The sequence below is a fragment of the Clostridium mucosae genome, from assembly GCF_024622765.1.
Taxonomy (GTDB): domain Bacteria; phylum Bacillota; class Clostridia; order Clostridiales; family Clostridiaceae; genus Clostridium.
On record NZ_JANKAF010000007.1, the window covers coordinates 39,379 to 58,220 of the forward strand.

General features: G+C 28.6%; 6 protein-coding genes. All 6 read right to left on the minus strand.

Annotated features, from left to right (window positions below; genetic code table 11):
- Window positions 1-96: 96 nt before the first annotated feature.
- The 6 genes from NSA50_RS09565 to NSA50_RS09590 all read right to left on the minus strand — a co-directional run bounded on the left by NSA50_RS09565 (window position 97) and on the right by NSA50_RS09590 (window position 17,958).
- Window positions 97-5,187, minus strand: coding sequence for an immunoglobulin-like domain-containing protein (locus NSA50_RS09565; protein ID WP_257444692.1), 5,091 nt, complete (start codon window positions 5,185-5,187; stop codon window positions 97-99).
- Between the two features lie 349 nt (window positions 5,188-5,536).
- On the minus strand, window positions 5,537-5,737 hold the full coding sequence (locus NSA50_RS09570) for a hypothetical protein (RefSeq protein ID WP_257444694.1): 201 nt from the start codon (window positions 5,735-5,737) through the stop codon (window positions 5,537-5,539).
- Between the two features lie 36 nt (window positions 5,738-5,773).
- Window positions 5,774-8,260: a DUF5011 domain-containing protein gene (locus NSA50_RS09575; protein ID WP_257444695.1), complete on the minus strand. Its 2,487-nt coding sequence runs from the start codon at window positions 8,258-8,260 to the stop codon at window positions 5,774-5,776.
- Between the two features lie 225 nt (window positions 8,261-8,485).
- Window positions 8,486-9,403, minus strand: coding sequence for a membrane-attack complex/perforin family protein (locus NSA50_RS09580; protein ID WP_257444697.1), 918 nt, complete (start codon window positions 9,401-9,403; stop codon window positions 8,486-8,488).
- A gap of 24 nt (window positions 9,404-9,427) precedes the next feature.
- Window positions 9,428-14,530 carry a M60 family metallopeptidase gene (locus tag NSA50_RS09585; protein ID WP_257444699.1) on the minus strand — a complete coding sequence of 1,701 codons (5,103 nt, stop codon included), beginning with the start codon at window positions 14,528-14,530 and terminating at the stop codon, window positions 9,428-9,430.
- Window positions 14,531-14,760: 230 nt separating this feature from the next.
- Complete coding sequence (locus NSA50_RS09590; protein WP_257444701.1) at window positions 14,761-17,958, minus strand: immunoglobulin-like domain-containing protein; 3,198 nt, start codon at window positions 17,956-17,958, stop codon at window positions 14,761-14,763.
- Window positions 17,959-18,842: the final 884 nt, after the last annotated feature.

Below are 18,842 nucleotides of genomic sequence, written 5' to 3' on the forward strand. Positions count from 1 at the left end.
TTAATTTTATATTTATAATAAAATTAAATAACTCAAATTAAACTTACTTGCTAATTATATTCTGATAATATCTAATTTTTATCTATAATAGCTTTTTTATTCAATACTTTTATCTTCTATTAAAGCTCTAATTATTTTTATTGTTTCATCTTCTACTATAAGTGTATATTCAAATTTATTTGTTGAATCTACAACTTTATCAAACTTAGCTAACTTATCAGCTTTTAATTCTACTTCAACTGACTTACCTTCTTTTTCTACTACTAAGCTTAGTATAGCTTCTTTTTCTTCAGTTATTTTTTCTAATTCTTCAAAAGTCAAATTAGCATTAAATTTCTTTCCATCAGAATCTAATTCTATTTCTTTTTCAGCTTTAAATAACTCCTTTCCTTCACTATCCTTTGCTATTAAGTAATTCTTACCTTCACTATAAATATCACTTGCTTCTAATAGTCCTTCAAATTTAATTAAGTTCTTATCAGTATCAACTTTAACTTTTTCTATAGTTCCTTTAATTTCTTTTTTACCATTAGAAATTTCTGATTCTAGAGATTCAGTTTTATTTTCTGCAGGAAATTCTTCTACTATTACTTCTTCAACTTTATTAGCTTCATTATTTTCTATTGAATTATCTGTATTTAAATCAATATCTATTTTATTTTCTTCTATAATTTCATTAACTTCATTTTCTAGCTTATTATCAACTATAGTTTCTTTTTCAATAGAAGTTTTTGTCATTTGAGATTTAGTTATTTTTAATTTCCCATTTTCTACAGTTGAAGTGTATTTAACATTATTTGTATCATCTTTAACTTCTCCAACTATATTTAAGCCTGTAGCCCCTAATTCAAGCTCACCTGAAGTATTTAATGTTTCAACTACTAAGCTTAATGTTACTGAATCTTGAATCTTTGACAATTCAGCTAAATCTAAATTAGTCTTAAATCCTGAATAAGATCCACTATTATCAACTCTTACCATATAGTTTCTAAATACTTCTTGTCCATCAGAATCCCTTGCTACTAAATGGTATTTAACTTTATTATCTATAGTTATTACGTTACTTTCAGTTCCGTTTACTATACTAGTTAAAGTATCAACTTGTCCTCTAACAGTAATTTGATTTTTAGCTGTATCCATAACTACTGTACCTACAGAAGCATTACCCTTTAGTCCTGTAAATCCTTTTACAACTACATCTCTGTAAACAATCTTGTAATTTCCTTCAGAGTCTTCAACTCTATATTTAACTTGATATGTTCCAACTTTATTTGTATCTACTTTATTCCATGCTACATTTGAAGCATCTAATTTAATATCTTTTCCATGATAATCTTTAGCTGTAACTTCTTTTAATGGGTCAAATGTATCTCCAACTTGTAATTCAGTAACTTGTGGGAAAGTTATTACTGGTTTTTTACTAGTAACTACAGTTGCTCCTTCAACTTTTACAGTTCTATAAACAATCTTATAATTTCCTTCTGAATCTTCAACTCTATATTTAACTTGATATGTGCCTTCTTTAGTTGTATCCACTTCATTTCTTAGCACATTTGCTGTTGTTAATTTGATATTTTCCCCATTATAATCCTTAGCCGCTACTCCTTCTAACGGATCAAAATTTGAACCAGTTTTAATTATTGTAGTTTCTTGGAAGCTTATTATCGGTTTCTTGCTTATAACTGGTGGCGTAACTATAGATTCACCTTCAACTTTTACAGTTCTATAAACAATCTTAGTGTTTCCTTCTGAATCTGTTACTGTATATTTAACTTGATACTCTCCAGCCTTATTTGTATTTACTTTATTCCATGCTACATTTGATGTTGTTAATGTGATATTTTCTCCCTTATAATCCTTAGCTATTACTCCTTCTAACGGATTGAAAGTTGCCCCTGTTTTAATAACTGTATCTTCTGGGAAACTTATTACTGGCTTTTTATTGGTAACAGCTTTAACTACAACAATAATTGACTTTGTTCTTCTTCCACCGTCACTATCTATTACTTCATATTTAACAGTATATTCACCAGCTTTATTTGTATTTACCTTATTTATAATTACATTTTTATCTGTTAAAATTATATCTCCATCTTCTTTATCTGTTGCTGTTGCTATTGCTAATGGATCAAAGGTATCTCCAACATATATTTCATGTCTTAACGGAACATTTATTGTTGGTAATGTATTGACAGAAGTATCCTTATAAGTACTATCTTCAAAAAAGTTAAACATTTTTCCAGTAAAAAATACATCATTAGGATATCCATAGGTATTTACAGCTTCTATCTTTACATACTTAGCTAATGTTGGTTTATCTAAATTTAATACCTTTAACTCTACGTTATTTGCAAGATTATTTACTGCTCCAGACTCTGTCCATTCTACTCCATCCATACTTGTATATATCTTAGCATTTTTTAAAGTTCCATTGCCTCCATTTGGCTTATATTCTATTGATGTTATATATCTAGGTTTATCAAATTCTACAGAATAATATTTATCTTCTTCTCCACTCCATGTATTATGCCACATAGTATTTATATTACCATCTATCATATTAATTGCTGCTGAATTTGTATTATTTTCTTGTGAAGAATATTCATGAAGGCTTATATTTTTTAATTGAATATACTTTCTATTCTCTGGCTGGTTATCTTCTGTAAAGTTATACTCAACTTGGTCACTTTGCATCTTTGTCCCTGAAGCAGAATACCTTACAATAACTTTCTTATCCCCAGTAAATCGCGTATTTTCCGGACTATATTTACACCAAGTATTTCCATCATCATCACTATATTCTAAAATTCCTTCAACCCCTCTAAATTGATTTTCTAAATCATTCAAATATAAATTTGAAGGTGTTTCAAATTTTGTTATATCTATAGTATAAATTTCAGAAGTTCCAACTAATGATATCTGGATATCATTTTCAGGATTTATTTTTTCTAACTCCTCTTTTGTTAAAGTTACTTCCTTAGAATCAGTTTCTTTTTTTGTTTTCCAGCCATCTAAGCTATATTCCCATCTGATAGATGAATCAGCATACCTATCATTCATCATAATTTTTCCTGCATTTTCACCATCAAAAGAAAAAGTTGCAGTATCAACACTATTCTCTCCTAAAAGATATCTCGCCATAGAAATACATGCTCCATATTGAAGAGTATCTGCTTCTGTTGCTTCTGTTGCTCTTTTAAGTGTTTTAGTTCTTAACATGTCAAACATAACTCTATCAGTATCATCAGTTATATTTGGCTCTATTAGTTTCATTACATCAACAAATGGCAATGGGAAAAAAGTTAAGGCATCAGCAACTCTATTTGCAAGACTTAAAAAGTCCTTACTTGTTTTATTTCCAGCACTCTTATAAGAATCAATTAATCCAACTAGAGAGTCAAGATTATAGCTTTGAATAGCAAGTGATTTATTATATATTTCTATTTGCTTTTCTGTATCTCCTTTATATACATCTGCTAAATAGTTATAATATTGAGATTTTATTAAATTATCATAATCATCTAGTGCTTTTTGAGCTAAAAGAATATAGCTTACATTATAGTAGGAATCCCAATCCTTTGACCCCCAACCAAGAGGTAATCTTTCTCCTTTTTCAGACTCTGTCCATCCTGATATATCATTTTTTATACTCCAAATTCCTTTACCTTGCTCATTTTGACTATAAGTTAAAGTTGCAGCATGACCCGGTTGTCCTATACCACCTGCTGGAATACCAAAAACTTGTGATAGATTAGCATAAGTCTTTGCAAGACCTCCACAAACTGAACCTTCTTCAAAAACCATCCATAATTTATGAATTCCTCTTGTTCCATATCCACTTAAACTATCTATATTATATTTTTGATTCCACTCATCATATCTAGCTTGATCATAGTATTTATCTTTATTATAGTCAAATCCTGAAGTATACTCTATGTAAGTGTATGCATCTAAATAGTTTTGCCCCTTATTTTTTCTATCCAAAGCATTATCAACTAACCAATTAATTTCTTCATCATCAATTTTATTATCCATTACCCATCTCATTAACTCAATAGGTAAGTTTTTAAACAATTCTGTATTTCCACCTGATGCCATCTTTCCGTTAGTATAAAGATCCTTATAAATTTCATATCTAACTCTTGGATTTGAAATCTCTGCATTACCTGTCCAAAGCCTAATATCTTTTGCATGACTTAGTGCTGTAGAAATTGCCATTTTTAAATAAACTTCACCATTTGCAAAATCATTAAAGTCTTCTTTATGCGCATCATAAATATCTCCTATGGCTTTAAGAGAATTTCGATAATTACCTGCACTCTCAATTTCTCCTCCAGTTACATATAACTTAAGTACTTTTTCATCATTAACAAGCCAATTAATTGCTTTTGCATATTTTTCATCCATCTTTGCAACTGCTTGTATAGTATTAAATCCTACTCTTTTTACAAAAGTTCTTTGCAATAATAGCTTTTCATAATTTCCAACAATAGAATCATTAATACTATATGTATTTTTAATTATTTCATCATATTCTTGAACCGTCTTAAGCTGTACTATATATTCAGTTGATATATCGTAGTCAGGCTTCATAATTCTTGGCGCTCCATAGACAGCATGATCATTTCCATTACTTCCATTATCATGTGCATGCAACTTTATATATTTAACATTACTAATATCTATATCTACAAAAACAGAATTACTATTTCCCTTCAAAGGCTCTGTTTCAAGACGTTTTTCCCATTCATTTCCATCTTGAGAAGTTAAAATACTAAACTTTACGCCATTTCCATTCCCCCCTTGACTTCTATCTACTCCAACATATGTTGTAAACCTCGAATAATCATTAGAATATGCTGAAACATCATAAACAACATTTGATGTAGCATGTGCTGCTATTCCTTTTTCAAATTCTAAAATTTCTCCATCAAAATTAAGAGTTATTGTTCTTCCATCTAGATTAGTATCTTTTTTTATTGATCCCCAAGAAGTATTAGACATATTGCTAATATAGTCCAAATCTGATAGATAAATATACTTACTATTATTTGTTTGTTTTTCCATTGTTAAAGAATTTAACTCATCATTTGTCTCCGCCATAACTTTAACACTATTTGTTGAAACTATGTTAACTGCCATTCCACATGTTAATGAATACAGTGCAATTTTTCTCTTACAATTCAAAATATATTCCTCCTACTTTATTTTAATTATATTAGTTATATACTTTTTTAAAGTAAAATCTACTAATAATTCATTTTGACATACTTAATAATAATATGCTAATGAAATTCATGAAATATATTTAATTATTCCTATTATTGCAAAATTAAACTCTGCTATTAATCAGATCAAATTCTCTAGTACGTATAAATATTTCACTATTTTTAATTTTCTTTAATAGAAAATTAAAAATAGTACCTAGTTTATACTAAGTACTATTTTAATAAAACTTTAGATAATATTGTGAATAAAAGTCATATTAATACTTCATATCACTATATACTACTAATATTCGGAGCATATTTTGAGTTTAATTTTCACTTACGACTCTAGTTTTTAAATCGTACTCCAATAATATAGCCTCTCCATCTTCATCATCTAACTCTGATTTTACTGATGCTATATACTCTTTTGAAGCTTTTACCACGATATCTTTTCCTTCACCAAAGCTTAATACTTTTAATTCGGTATCACTTATTGCTTCTCTTACTATTCCTATATTATCAAACATATTTTTATTTTCACACCTATCCTAATTATAGTAATTTTATTTTACAATTACGTCTCTATAAGCAATCTTATAATTTCCTTCTGCGTCTTCAACTCTATATTTAACTTGATATGTTCCTACTTTGCTTGTATCTACCTTATTCCAAGCTATATGTGCTGATATCATTATTATAGCTTGTCCTTTATAATCTATAGCCGTTACTCCATCTAATGGATTAAAGACATCTCCAACTTGTAATTCAGTAGTTTCAAAAGTTATCACTGGCTTTTTACTTGTAAATGGAGGTGTAACTATATCTTGTCCTTCAACTTTCACAGTTCTATAAGCAATTTTACTATTTCCTTCTGAATCTGTAACTATATATTTAACTTGATACTCTCCCCCTATATTAGTATTTACTTTATTCCAAGCAATACTTGATGTTGTTAATGATAATATTTGTCCTTTATAGTCCTTAGCTGTTACTCCATCTAATGGATTAAAAACTGATCCAGTTTGAATTACTGTAGTTTCTGGGAAGGTTATTACTGGTTTCTTATTCGTAATAGGACGCTCTTTAACTACAACAGTAATTGTCTTTGTTCTTCTTCCACCATTCTTATCTATTACCTCATACTTAACAGTATATTCTCCAGCTTTTTTTGTATTTACTTTATTTATAACTACATTTTTATCTGTTAAAGCTATATCTCCATCTTCATTATCTGTAGCTGTAGCTATAGATAATGGGTCAAAACTATCTCCACTATATATCTCATGTCTTAACTTAACATGTATTGTTGGAAGTGTATTAGCTACTTGACCTTGACCTATTTGAATTTTTTTTGTAATAGATTTCCCACTTTTATGAGTAACTGTTAATATAACTTCACCTGAAAAGCTAGTATTAATAATCTCTATTATCGCTCCAGTTTCATCTAGATATACTCCTAAATCCATATCCCAATTATTATTATTATTATTATTATTATTATTATTACTATCTAATATAGTTCCATCAGGCTTTTCAAGCGTTGCTGCAAAGTCAATCCAATCTTCCCCAAATGGTGTATATACTTCATCCTTCTCATTGATATACTCAATAGGATATGTAACTTCTGAAGTATTTCCTGGGTCTATAATTGTATTATCTATATTCCCACTCCACATTAAATCTTTAAAAATAGCTTTATTTCTGATAGTTGTCCAAGTAGTTCGTTGTAAATTATTGCTATCCTTCTCTAATACATAATCAGATTGTGAATTATCTGGCTCTATTATAAAATTACCAGTTGCATTTTCTTTAGCTTTAATATATATATGATTTTCTTTTAATCTGACTTTGTTAATATTATTTTTACTATTTAATTTAGTTACTCCTTTAACATCACCTCCTACATCAAGAGTCTGGTTATCATGTAAAAATATGGCTCCTAATAATGAAGTATCCTTATCAGCATTACCAGTATACCCAATAAAATCATCATTTACTATTGCATTTCTAGTAACTTTTCTTAAATCTAACAATGCTTTACTGTTTATAGTTAGCTTTTCTACTGTAAAGTCTTTACTATCTCCAATACTTACATCTGCTTCATCTTCCAAAGTTAAATTTCTTACGCCATCAAACTTTCCATTAATAACAGTTGTATTTTCCTTTATATTTACATCAACAATACCAGTATGATTACTCTTATCAATTCCTGCCACTCCTGTTTTACTATAGATATTAACTACAACATTACCATTAAAAGGCTTTGTTATTCCTCCTGTATAAACAGTTGTATCCAAAACTTTTCCTCTAATATTAAGTTCTACTGGATAATCTCTCTCAACCCAATAATCACCTGCATATATCCCCGCAAGCTCTGTTCCTACATTAGGATTTATTACATTAAGCACTGCATTATTACCTGTAGAGTTTTCACCTAAAAATGCCCCGCCACTGATATAAGGTCTATAAGCTTTTTGAAAAGAAACAGTATTAATACGTGTATCTACATTGTCTAAGGTTAAGCTATGCCCTGCTAAATAAATAGATCTTCCACTTCTAAATTCTGTTCCTGTATCTACAGGCGCTCCAGGTAACCCTGAATCTGGTACCCCTGGCATTAATTCATTAGATGCCCAAAACTCCATTTTTATATTTTTAAAAGTAACATTTGCAGCTAATTGAATTGGCGCTCTTGTTCTAAAAACTGAATTACTATCTATCCCTTCTATAGTAACTTCTTTATTTATAATTAATGGTTTTGGTAATAAAGTTACATGCTCTTCATATTTCCAAAAATTTAAAAGTCCAATAATTTTAATAGTTCCTCCTGGCTTTACATTTTTTAGAGCAGTTTTAATATTTCTATAAGGGTTATTCATAGATCCATCTCCAGCACTTTCACCTCCTTGCCCCTCTGTTACAAACACTATACTATTAGACTTTATAGTTTCATCCATTACTATATTTTCAGCAAATACACTAACTGTCATATTAAAACTGAAAATTATTAAACATAAAATTGATATTATGATATTTTTAGTTATTCTCATAAGCTTCCTCCTAACACTCCATTTTATAAGCAATTTCTTCTATAATAATACTACACAAGAAAAATAGTAGCTTTAGTTCTTAAAGTATATTTAATTATTCCTAAACTCTAATCTCATAAGTAACTATAACTAGAAAAAGTAGAGCAGAAAAACTCTACTCTACTTCAAAGCTTTATTTATAGATGTAACTTTCTCACAAAGAAACTCTTTATATTTTCACTTTAGTTAAGATTTCTTCCTTTTATAGTTATATATTAATGCAATTCCAGCTGAAAGTATAATTACAATAACTAAAATACTTCCCCATAAAAATCCCTTTGCTTTAGATTGATTAGATAATAAATTTTCCTCTTTACTTTGATTATTTTCAGCCACAGACTTATCTTCACTACCACCAGAACTATTATCTTTAGATTGATTATTATCAGAATTAGTTGCTCCACTTTCACTGCTTGCTAAGTTATTACTTCCATCATTTTTTGCTACTTCTTCTGTTTTATTAGAACTATTATCTTTATCTTGCTTATTGCCAGAATTATTTGCTATATTCTCATTGTTAGTTCCATTATTTTCAGTATTAGTTGAGTTACTTTCACCATCTGATTTATCTTCTTCTTTTTCTGAACTATTATCATTATCTGGAATATTATTCATCTTTATAAATCTAAATTCATCACTATTATTTGATTTTAAATTGTTCATTTCAGCACTTTTATTTTTATCAGAATAGATAAATTTAAATTTACCATTACTATCTATACTATAGTTAGTATCCCCATCTCCTTTAACTGTAATAGAGGCTACTTTAAGATTACTATATTCAACCAAATTCTTCTTTGAAGTTATATAGATATCTATTATATTTTCCGAAGCATTATATTTATAATTCTTTTTTATACTTTGGTCACTTAAAGTATCACTCCATGTTAAAGTATCAAGAGTTACATCTCCTTTTATCTTTAAACTAATACTAAAGGATTTAATTTCATAATTTATTTTATCAACCGATATTTCTATAGTGTTTGCTTTCTCTTCAATTCTTTTTATATTAGTTTCTACTGATGCAGAGGTTACCTTATAGGGCATGACTAACATCAATAAAGCTAACATAAAAATTCCAAATACTTTTTTTATGCTTATCATTGTGACCTCCTTATAAAGCTTTATTTATCTGTTATTTTCTGGAACTATTCCACCTTCAAATTTTATTTCAGGTAATGAATCAGATATATTTACATATAGTGTATCACTTACTAATCTTTGCCCCTCTAAAGTTTCAGCATTATTTACTCTATATAATTCAGCTCTTATTTGCTTTGGTAGTGTAGATAACTTATCTGGAGTTAAATAAAATATCCATGTACCACTGCTTATTTCTCCAAGATGACCATTTTCAGGAGTTTCTGCTAGAAGAATTTGTTCCCCTTCAATTACATTATCATTTTTGTCTCTTAAAAGTACTGCATTAAATGCTGGGTTTCCTCTATATTCTCCAGTAAATACAACTGAACCCATTGGAATAACATCCCCATCATTTTTTCCATAAACAAACTCTTCAGAAAGTATCCCTATACCAGTTTCCTTAAGATCAACATTATCTCCTGGTGGTGCAATTATATCAATTTCTGCTATTGATATTCCATTTGCCTTTGGTGCAACTATCTTCACATATGATGCTTCATATGACCATAATTGTTTTCCACCTATAGAATCTTCTTTATTAAAGTATACAGTTTCAGAATTATTCTCTGAACTTAAATTAAATCTACCAATATTGGCTAATGTCCAATTTTCCTTATCCTTACTTACGTATACTTCATAATTTGTAATTGAATTATTAGATAATTCTCCAGATTCAACCCCTGCTGTATATCTTAATCCAACTATATTTTGAACTTCATTTAAATTTACAATTATATGAGGATCTTGGCCATTCTCTTTATCACCTTTAAATATTGTAGATATATCATTATCTTTAATTCTATTTATAGATGGATTATCTACTGGGCCTGTTGTGTTATTTTCATCATTAATATCTTCATTTGATGAAGTATTAGTTTCAACTTCCCATGCCTTCTTAGTTAAGCTTCCATCATGAGATATCTTTATTGAATCTAAGCTTAACTTTTCTGTTTTATTTAAGTAATAATCATAAGCTACAACTTCATAAGTTAATACTCTATTATTTAGTGAAACATAATCTGTGAAATTAGAATCAGTAGTAAAACCTATTACTTTTCCATTTCTATAAATTTCATATCCTAATATTTTATCTGAATCCTTGTTAGTTCCAAGTGTTAATTCTACACTCTTTGCTTTATTACTATCATCATATGATAATGATGCTTGTACCTTTGTATCCTTTGACATAGGAGCAGTTCCTGCAAGCTTTTGTCTTCTTGCTTCATCATTAAGATATTGAATATTTCTTATTTCTTTTTCATATCCCTTTTCAGCCATATAAGCTATATTTTCATCAGAAGGAATTATTCCCCATGCTCTAAAGAAATCAGTTAAATCTTTTCCAGCTACATCAGATGCATATCTAACAATCTTTTGCTCATAAGATAATTTAGAATCCTCTGCTGAAGCTTCTCTTGCTCTTCGAGACATTTTTGCATAGAAAGAATCATTAGTTAAATCACTATCTCTATCTGTAAGAAGCATTACTGATGTTTTATTCTCATCATATGCTAAATGTAATTGCCAGAACATTCCTAGTTCTGTAAATACATTTCCAGGTAAACCTATAGTTTCAGAAGTTACCTTTTCATATATTTCTTTATACTTATCTGATAATTCTAATCTTGATTTAGCTGTATCATCTAAGGTTTGAGCAAGTAATGCTATAATATTATTAGTTACCTCTGCTTTAACTAAGCCATTCATTTCAGTTACGTGACCTATTTCATGAGCAATTCCCCAGCCAAATAATGAGCCAGCTTCTTTAACAGTACCATCTGCATTTAAAACATAAGGTTTTCCATTTACTAAGCCCGCTGCAGAATCAAATTCTATTCCAACATGGTGGCTAGATGCATACATAAAGGCACCTGCAAACATTCTTTGATATTTTATATTCACTCTTGTTCTTGGTTGTAAATGTTTCTTCTCTGTTGCATCAAGTGTTCCATCATTATTATAATCAGGATTTTCACTTACGCCTCTTTGTGCATATACTAATTCCATTATTTGCTCTAAAGCTTTAAGACTATCATAAAGTCTATCAACTTCTTCATCTTCTGTTGTAAGGCCTGCTGTTATTCCATTTAATATAGCTGATGCAGGTAAATTTAAAGTAGCTTTAGTAGTTTCTATATCTGTAGAATTTATAATACTTGTTCTTTCATCATATCTATACTTATTCTTTGACTTATTTGTAAATAACTTTGGATAGTCATCATCCATAGTAGCTACATGAGATTTTAAGTTTCTTATATATTCTCTAATTTTTTCTTTAATTTCATCTTCTTTGCTCTCATCATTTATATTTTCATATACATTTAAATGTGGTATTTCTTTAGCACCACTTACTCTTATTTTTATATCATTATTAGAAGGATTTGCATTTGGATATCTAACATATATAGCTCCACCTTTTTCTACATCTAAATTATGTATTTCTGGTACCTCTATTACATTTTTACCCTTTTGAAGCTTTACTGTTTTAATGAATTTTCCACTTTCACCATAATGCTGAGTAAATGCAAGTTCAGGTAATATATTACCTTCAGTACCTACATAAACCACAATTTCATCCCCAGCTTTTGCTGTATAGCCTAAGGCTTGATAATCATTTGAAAGCCCTAGATTATTACCACTATTATTTATATTTTGATTAAGTGTAAATGTAGCTTTACTTATATTTTTATCATTTAATATATCTTCTGCAAGCTTAAGCTCATTTAAAAGACTACTTTGATTTGGATGATACTCTCCACTTACTGCATCAGCAGTATTTACCCTTTCTCTTAATTCGTTAATTTTATCTTGAGTTACGTTATCTTGTAATTCTATTAATAAATCATCTTTAAATAAATTTCTTATATCATGCTCAATAGAATCATAATGATAGAATTTAACTTCTGAAAGTGTTACTATTCCTCCACCATATACACTTAAATTTAATTGAATCTTTTTAGCATTAATAGCTTCTGGTAATTTAACTGTATAATATGGCTTTCCATTACTTACTTTCTTCGCTGACTTTATATCTGAATTTTCTATTTGATGAACATTCCCTTCAGCATCCCAATATCTAATTACATAATTATAAAACTCTCTATTATGCTTATCAAATCTAGGTGAAAACATTATAGTATCCATCTCATAAACATTATCAAATTCAACTATTGGACCTGATTTGCTATACATTGAAGTATCCCAATCATTATGAACCCAAGAAGATATAAAATCTCCATCAACTATTGCAAATTTATTTTCATCAGTTACTTCTTCTCCATCTATTCCACCTCTAGGATATGTTACATCTATAATATGATTTGTAACTTCTCCCAATTTATTAACTGTGTTTAGAAGCTTATAATTTGGTATTTCTGGAGCTAATAAAGAAAGTGTAGTGCCTGTATATGTTTTTGAATTTAAACTTTCACCAAAACTATTATATGAAGTTAAATAAATTTCATATGTAGCATTATCCAGAAGTCCAGTTAAAACATAAGAAGCTCCTGATATATTAGCTACTTTATTAAAATCACTTTCTCCTTTAACTCTATAGAATAGATTATACCCTTCTGCTCCCTTCATATTCTTCCAAGATATTTTAAGTTGTCTATAATCCTCTACTACATTTATATCTTCTGGAGCATCTGGTGCTTTCTTTGGTGCAGGTGTCGCCTTTATAGTTTCTGACCAATTTCCCTTCCAAGTTTCTCCACTATAGCTTCTTACCTTTATTTCATACTCTTCAAAATTTTCAAGATTCGATAATTCTATAGAATTTGCTCCGACTTTAGTTAACTTCTCTGAAGTATCCTTTCCAGTTAAGCTCTTATATGATACTTCATATCCATCAATATTTGCTTGCTCTGACCATTTTACTTTAATCTTACTATCATCAGTTTCAACCTCTAAAATTGTAGGTGCAGTATTTTCAGCAGTAGGAATTTCTTGATAAACATCATTTAGAAATTCAACCTTTCCTATTTGAACTAAATTATTATTAGTTGGATCTACCGAATTAACCTTTATAGTAATCCTCTTTACAGCCACTTGCTTTTCTAAATTAATAACTACTCTATCTGCTATATTGTTTTCAACTGCTTTAGCAAGTCTTGCACTATCATTAAGCTTATATGTAATAATTTCACCATCTACAGTTTCTACTAATATAGAGCCATCTGTAATCCCTTTAAGATCAACTACTACTTCTTCAGCCTTTATTTCAGGAACTTCAATAATAAATCTTCCAATTAATTCTTCTCCATTTTCATCTAATTCTGGAATATTACTTGGTTCAATTGTAATACCTTTTTCTGAATCATTAAAAAGGTCCTTTACCTCTCCAGATATTGTTCCAATCTTTTTGTCTTCAATGACTGTTACTTTATCTGAATTAACTATTGCTTTTGTATCATAAATACTATCTTTTTTAGCTTCATTATCTCCATTTAAATTATTATGAACAATTGCTAAATCAGCAATATCAACTACATTATCTCTATTTAAATCATATAATAGGTTATTCGTTCCTATATTCTCTAAAAGAAGCTGATAATCTTTTTCTGTTGTAAAACCATCTCCATCTAAGTCTGAAATTAAAGCTATAGCTCTATCATTACCTATATAAACTCTTTTAGAGTAATTATCTATTTCAATTTTATCTTCTAATACTATTGGTGCAAAGCCTTCTCCATTAACCTCTAAAGTATATTTTCCTTGAGGTAGATTCTCAATTAATGTATTGTAATAATAAACATCATTATCATAAGTTTCCTTTAATAAATCATTTAAAGCTACTGTTCTATATGAAATTTCTCCAGCATTAACTTTTTCTTCATTATTAAATACAGGAATTTTTAATATTTCTTCCTTACCTGATTTTAAACTTAAATAAAGTCTATTTTCTTCTGTTTTCCTAAATTTTAGTGGTACATCAAACTTTAACCTTACTTCTAGTGTTCCTTTTCCTTTGACATTACTATCTATTTGACTATTTCTTGTTGTAGCATAAACAGGTAGTACTTGAGCTAATGATGTTTCAGTTACCATCATAGTTGCAATTAAAATAGCTAAAGCCTTTCTTTTCACTAATTATTCCTCCAATCGCTATTTATATTAACTAAAAACTTTCTTTTAAGATATACCTTCCATATCCTAATATATTTAATCATAAGTAGGAGGAAAATAGATATATTTATTTTCCTCCTACCATAATTATATATATTCTAATTTGATATACATCTTATTTAAATTTTATAAAGCACATTACTTAATGATGTTTTACATATAAGTTTTTCAAGCTTTATTATTTTTAATAATTAGTTTTGTTCTAAAACTTCATTTATATCGATATTCTCTTTAACTTCTTCTGAAGTTTTAATATTGCTATCTTCTGTTAATTCTTCATTTTGTATATTAGAAGAATCAACTTTTTCATCTGAAGCTTCACCCTTATTTTCTGTAGTAATTTCTTCTACTACAGTTTCTTCAACTATAGTTTCTTCTACTACAATTTCTTCAACCTTATTAACTTCATTATTTTCTATTGAATTATCTATATTTGAATCAACTTTAGTTTCTTCTGTAACCTTATTTTCTTCATTATTAGTTACAGTTTCTTCATTAGTTGAGGTTCTTGTTATTTGAGATTTAGTTATTTTTAATTTTCCATTTTCTACAGTTGAAGTATATTTAGCATTATTTGCAGTATCTTGAACTTCTCCAACTATATTTAAACCTGTTGCTCCTAATTCAAGCTCTCCAGAAGTATTTAACGTTTCAACTACTAAGCTTAATGTTACTGAATCTTGAATCTTTTCTAACTCATCTAAAGATAAATTAGTTTTAAATCCTGAATAAGATCCATTATTACTAACTCTTACCATATAGTTTTTAAATACTTCTTTTCCATTAGCATCTTTTGCTACTAAATAGTATTTAACTCTACTATCTATAGTTGATACATCACTTTCAGTACCATTTACTATACTAGTTAAATTATCAACTTGTCCTCTAACAGTAATTTCATTTGTATTATTATTCATAACTACTGCACTTACAGATGCATCACCCTTTAGTCCTGTAAAGCCTTTTACAACTACATCTCTGTAAGCAATTTTATAATTTCCTTCTGAATCTGTTACTTTATATTTAACTTGATATGTTCCTGCTGTCTTTGTATTTACCTTGTTCCATTCTACATTTGATGAAGTTAATTTAATATCTTGTCCCTTGTAATCTGTAGCTGTTACACCTGCTAACGGATCAAATGTATCTCCAACTTGTAATTCAGTTTGTGGGAAGTTTATTACTGGCTTTTTACTTGTTACTGGTGGTTTAACTGTAGCTTGTCCTTCAACTTTTACAGTTCTATAAACAATCTTATTATTTCCTTCTGAATCTGTTACTGTATATTTAACTTGGTATTCTCCAGCATTATTTGTATTTACTTTATTCCATGCTACATTTGCTTTTGTTAAAGTTATATTATTTCCTTTATAATCCTTAGCTGTTACACCTGCTAACGGATCAAAAGTTGAACCTGTTTGAATTACTGTAGTTTCTGGGAAGCTTATTACAGGTTTCTTACTTGTTACTGGTGGTTTAACTGTAGCTTGTCCTTCAACTTTTACAGTTCTATAAACAATCTTATTATTTCCTTCTGAATCTGTTACTGTATATTTAACTTGGTATTCTCCAGCATTATTTGTATTTACTTTATTCCATGCTACATTTGCTTTTGTTAAAGTTATATTATTTCCTTTATAATCCTTAGCTGTTACACCTGCTAACGGATCAAAAGTTGAACCTGTTTGAATTACTGTAGTTTCTGGGAAGCTTATTACAGGTTTCTTACTTGTAACAAGTCTTTCTTTAACTATTACAGTTATTACTTTTGTTCTTCTTCCACCAGCACTATCTATTACTTCATACTTAACATCATATTTCCCTGGTTTATTTACATTTACTTTATTTGTAATTACTTTTAATTTTGAAGTTACATCTCCATCTTCTTTATCTGTAGCTGTTGCTATCGCTAACGGATCAAATTTATCTCCTACAAATATTTCGTGTTCCATCTTAACATTTATTGTTGGTAGAGTATTTGCTGCTGGTTTTGCAGTTACTGTTACAACTCTTTTAACTGTTGTTGTATTATTGTCTCTATCCGTTACTGTATATGTTAATTCATAAGTTCCAGGAGTATTTGTATTAACAGTTCCACTAACAGTAATTTTTGAAGTTAAATCTTCATTTTCAGCTGAAGTAGCTGTTACCCCTGACTTTGAATTAAATGATGTACCTTGTACTATTGATACTGCATTAGCCCCTGATATAGTTGGCTTAGCTGTAGTTTTTGGTGTTACTGTAATTGTTCTAGTTACAGTATCTGACTCATTTCCAGCTGAATCTGTAACCTTATATGTTACTTGATATGTTCCAGCTTGATTTATATCAAAATTACCTTTATCAACAACTAATTTTCCTAATAAATCAGCTTGTGAATCTACATTATCACTTATAGTTACACCTTGCTTTAAGTCAAAATCTGCTGTTCCCCTAACCACTGATATAGCTGGTGCATTAATTACTGGTTTTTCTGTATCAACTAAACGTGTAACAACAATTGTTCTTCTTGCTGTTTTTGTTTGTCCTGCTTCTGATAATGTGTATTCAATAGTATATGTTCCTGGTTTAGGATTATCAGGGTTAAAACCATTTAAGTTAGTAGTAATTTTATTGTTTGCATTTCTACCAGCTGTATCTGTAGAAGCAACACCAGTCATAACATCATAAGCTTGTCCTTCATTTATAGTTACATTAGCACTTGGAACATTTAATGTTATAGTTCTAGTTTGAAGACGCCCATAATTATCAAATTCATATCTTACTCCATTTATAATCTTTGTACCTGTTGCAAGTTCACCTGATGAGTAAGCATAAAATCTCCCAGTTATTCCTCCTAAGTTATCTACCCAACCAGGTGTCTTATATAAAGTAGCATAATCTAGACTTTGCCTCATCTCATTAAAATAATACAGCTTACCATCTATTTTCTTATACCCTGTTGAATGCCATACATATTCATAGCTAGTGTCCTTATCTACGTAATATGTCTGATTTCCTAAATTAATCCACTTATCAACATATCTACTTTTTACAGTATTTCCAGATTTCTTAATATATCCATCTTCTACAAGATAAAGGCTCACTGTACCGTCATACATCTCTCTAGATACTGCTCCTGTAAACCTAATACGATTATTCTCATCATCCGAATTTCCCAAACTAATCCACTCATTACCAGTACTCGTATTTTTACAAATATAAGACTCAGTATACTCATAAAACCTTTTACTCATAGTAACACTTCCATTAGAAGTGTGCTCATAAATCCCTTGCATACTTCTCATTGAACTATCAAGTTCAGTTGCATGCGCAGTAGTAGTTGCATTACTAACTATTCCAACTGCCGACATTCCAGCTAACATAGCTGCTACTTTTCTTTTATTCATTATTTTTACCTCCCAATTTTAAATTAGTTTCACTTTAATTGAGTCCAACTTTTATAGTTAAACCATTAAATTCATTATACTTACTAATCAATTCTATTTTCCATATTTTTCGTTAAATAGCTGTTTTTTTTCTTAAAATCTATTCATAATCTATTTTCAAAATCAAAGCATATCTTTAATGAAAATATATATTATTTTTTAATAAATAATTTAAATTAAATAATATATTTTTCTAAATATTTTTAGATAATATTATTTTAAATACCATAAAATTTAATTATTATATATTACTAAATTTATTATAATTATGGCTTAGGTAAATTTATATTTTTCAAGCTTTCCGTTATAGTCTTATTAACATTAGTACTATAAAAATAAATCTATTCGTATATTTAATTCATTGCATAAAAAAACTTATAATATAATAATCTTCAGATTCTAAACAAAAAGCATTTTCTTAAATTTGAGAAAATGCTTTTTGTAATTATATTTTGTAAATTTATTTTCGTTATTTAAATTACTATAATTATTAATTTAATCAAACATCTTTATTATTAGCGACGTTAATTTTTCTATTAACCCTTTTTGCTCTTTTACCATTTTCTCAAGAGCTATAATCCTCTTTTCCAACTCCGCGTATCTATCATCATTCATATATATTCGCACCTCCCATACTTGACATACTTAATATAATTCTCCACAATTATAAAATAAAAAATCTCATAATTTTACCCTAATAGTTCTCTGAATAATTTCTTTAAGATACTATTTATATATATTTAATATTAGCTTAATTTCTCTAAAAAATCAAAAAACTAATTCCATAAAATATTATTTATATCACACTTTTCAGGCAATAAAAAAATTCAATTTTTCTCCTATAA